Here is a 2,971-nt window from a genome sequence, read left to right as displayed (position 1 = left end):
CTAGTTACTGCCCATGCCGGGCGCACCCTAAGGAAGAAAAAACAGTCTCAACTGTTTTTCTTTGTTTTCCAAGTAGGCTGTGGTCTAGTTTTTCTGATTTATCCATGTTTTTACGTGGCGGAACGGATATAGTAATGCCCTTAAGGGCAAGCTTTTCATGGATTTTATGGCTAATATATCCTTTGTCCCCTAGGATATTGGGAAGATTCGCTTCTTCCGATAAAGTCTCTAACACTTTCACGTCATGGACACCTGGATTCGTGATTGAGTAAGTAATCGGAAAGCCAGTCTTAGTAACGATCATATGAATTTTAAGACCATAAAAATAAGATTTTTTTGTTGAGTTATAGCCAACTTTGGCTATTTGATTCAATAGTTTTGCTTGTCTATTTCTAACTGGTTTACATAATGGACTAGGAAAACTATCTATAATTCCGACTAGTTCACCTTTGGTGAGCTTCTTGATGAAAAAGTATCGAATAATCTTGATAGTGTAAGCTAAGTTTGAACTTAAGCGAGTGAATCGACTCCTACTAGGAAAATCACCATTAGGAAATAAGACGGAACAAACCGCTCTATACGTGGCTCTTTGGCTAGTATAGCCATTAATTATGCCCCATATAACACAAGCAATAATCACTGTATCGCGTTGCTTCAGTTGATCAGTATTTCTTCGGTTTTTAATCTTATCTGGTACACAATTGTGGTATATGTTAGAAACAGTTCTCATAATTTCCTTGAATGTTATAAAAGTATCTGTATAATGTTCAGTATATTTTGATGAACGCATATGTAGTCCTCATTTCTTGGGAGTTTTGAGACTACTATATGCGTTTTTTTTGTTGATTTACCAACATGTTTAGACATTTTCCTCTAGGAAAAAATTAACTAGCACCACGGGTAAAGTTAATATTTTTAGCAAATTATTGATTTTTTTGCGCATTTTCTTTTACAACCTGGTTTTTCAGAAAATCTTGCTTTTGTATTGAGAATAAATGAAAAAAGGTGTATTCTGTTAAATGCTGTTATTTCGCATAAGAAATGTTCGAACTGAAATATATTGAATACAAACTAAATTGAGAGGAAAACTATGAAAATAAATGAAGATCTGCGCCACCTTACATACTTATTACGCGCAACAAGACAACAAACCAGGAAAATTTTCTATGCACAAGCCATAAAACATGGTCTCACTGAATCGTGGTGCCTAGTATTAGGAGTCTTACACCGCAACGAAAGCTCTTCATTAGGGGATTTGGCAAAAGAGATCCATGTTGGCAACAGTACGACCTCCGGGATCGTCGACCGAATGGTAGCCGCTGGCCTAGTTACAAAAACTAGACCTGAGAACAATCAGCGTCAATTAGTGATCGCTCTGACTGAAAAAGGCAAAGAAAAATATGAAGTCGTCGAACGCGATTATTGGAAGGTTCTAGCCCCATTAACTGACTTTCCAACTGAGAAAACCACACAAATTATTTCAAACCTAGAGGAATTAGAAACAAAATTAGAGGAGATCAGTAACAATGGTAAGTAGTGAAATAGACATTGAAGCGCAAAAACAAAATAACAAAAAAATGATGCCTGTCTTAGTAATAGGTACTTTTTTAGGTTTTTTAAACCAAACCCTGATGAATGTGGCATTGCCAAAAATCATGCAAACATTTTCAATCACTGCTTCCCAAGGACAATGGTTATCTAACGGATATATGTTAGTTAATGGTGTGATGGTCCCATTAACTGCCTTTTTGATTCAAAGATTTTCAACACGTCAATTATATTTGTCTGCCATGTCCATTTTCGCAGCAGGTACTATTATTGGCGGGATCGCACCATCTTATTCAGTTTTAATTTTTGGTCGCATGATCCAAGCGGCCGGGGCGGGGATCATCGCCCCTCTGATGAATGTTTCTATTATGGACATGTATCCCTTGCATGAAAGAGGAAAAGCGATGGGCTGGGTCGGCCTGGCTTTAAACTTTGCTCCGGCGATGGGACCAACTCTATCTGGTTATTTAGTACAAAATCTTAGTTGGCGTTACTTATTTTTCTTAGTTGCTCCTTTGATCATTCTAGATATTATTTTTGCTGCTAAAGTTTTACGAAATTTGACGGAAGCACAAAAATTACCACTAAATTGGGGCGGCGTTCTCCTTTCCAGTGTCGGCCTGGGCTCCTTATTACTTGGATTTAGTAATGCCGGCGACTATGGCGTAGCATCAATGCATGTGATCGGCTACGTCATCATCGGACTTGCAATAGTTAGCGTCTTTGTCTATCAACAAATACATTCTAAAGTTAAGCTGCTTAATTTTAATGTTTTCAAATATCACAATTTCAACGTTTCCGTAACTATTAACATTTTTTTGATGATGGCTCAATATGGCGGGATGTTATTATTACCGCTATACATGCAAAATATTCGGGGATACAGCGCTATGATCTCCGGCTTGGCTCTTCTTCCAGGTGCTCTAGTCACCGCCGTCATGTCACCGATCAGTGGTAACTTGTATGATCGTTATGGTGCTAAATATATGTCAATGATCGGGACAGGGATCTTGTTCGTTGGTACGATCATGTTAAGTCGAGTTTCAATGTCATCAGCATTCGCCTGGGTAGCTCTTTCACAAGCTGTACGACAATTGGGATTATCACTGGTCATCATGCCAATTCAAACGGAAGCTCTAAACTCATTGCCGCCACAGATCATTCCTGATGGTTCTGCAATGTATACTACGATCCGACAAGTTGCCGGATCATTTGGTACAGCCGTCTTAATTGGAATCATGAGTATTATCCAAAAAAATAAAATTGCAGCTTTAGCAATACACCATTCGATGCACTTTGCTAAAGAAAATGGAGCCTTACAAGCTACACAGCACACATATCTGATTGCTGCTGCCTGTGTTATAGTAAGTTGCCTATTAACGTTAAGATTTAAAACCCTCAATTGTCAAGTTAAGTGCAACAC

The 2,971-nt window shown here is 38.3% G+C and carries 2 protein-coding genes and 1 pseudogene; 2 read left to right on the top strand and 1 reads right to left on the bottom strand.

The window, feature by feature from the left end:
• Window positions 1-22 precede the first annotated feature (22 nt).
• Window positions 23-790: pseudogene (locus tag FC65_RS09885) on the bottom strand (IS982-like element ISEfm1 family transposase); the annotation flags it as partial.
• A 300-nt stretch (window positions 791-1,090) separates the two neighbouring features.
• Here FC65_RS09885 and FC65_RS09880 point away from each other — a divergent pair.
• Window positions 1,091-1,537, top strand: a complete 447-nt coding sequence (locus tag FC65_RS09880; protein ID WP_010494858.1) for a MarR family winged helix-turn-helix transcriptional regulator — start codon at window positions 1,091-1,093, stop codon at window positions 1,535-1,537.
• A partial coding sequence (locus tag FC65_RS09875; RefSeq protein WP_056972545.1) for an MDR family MFS transporter occupies window positions 1,527-2,971 on the top strand: 1,445 nt, incomplete at its 3' end. The genes FC65_RS09880 and FC65_RS09875, both read left to right, overlap by 11 nt.

Origin of the sequence: Ligilactobacillus acidipiscis DSM 15836, assembly GCF_001435755.1 — a bacterium.
GTDB lineage: Bacteria > Bacillota > Bacilli > Lactobacillales > Lactobacillaceae > Ligilactobacillus > Ligilactobacillus acidipiscis.
Note: the sequence above shows the minus strand (reverse complement) of the source record. Positions and strands in the feature narration are given on the sequence as shown.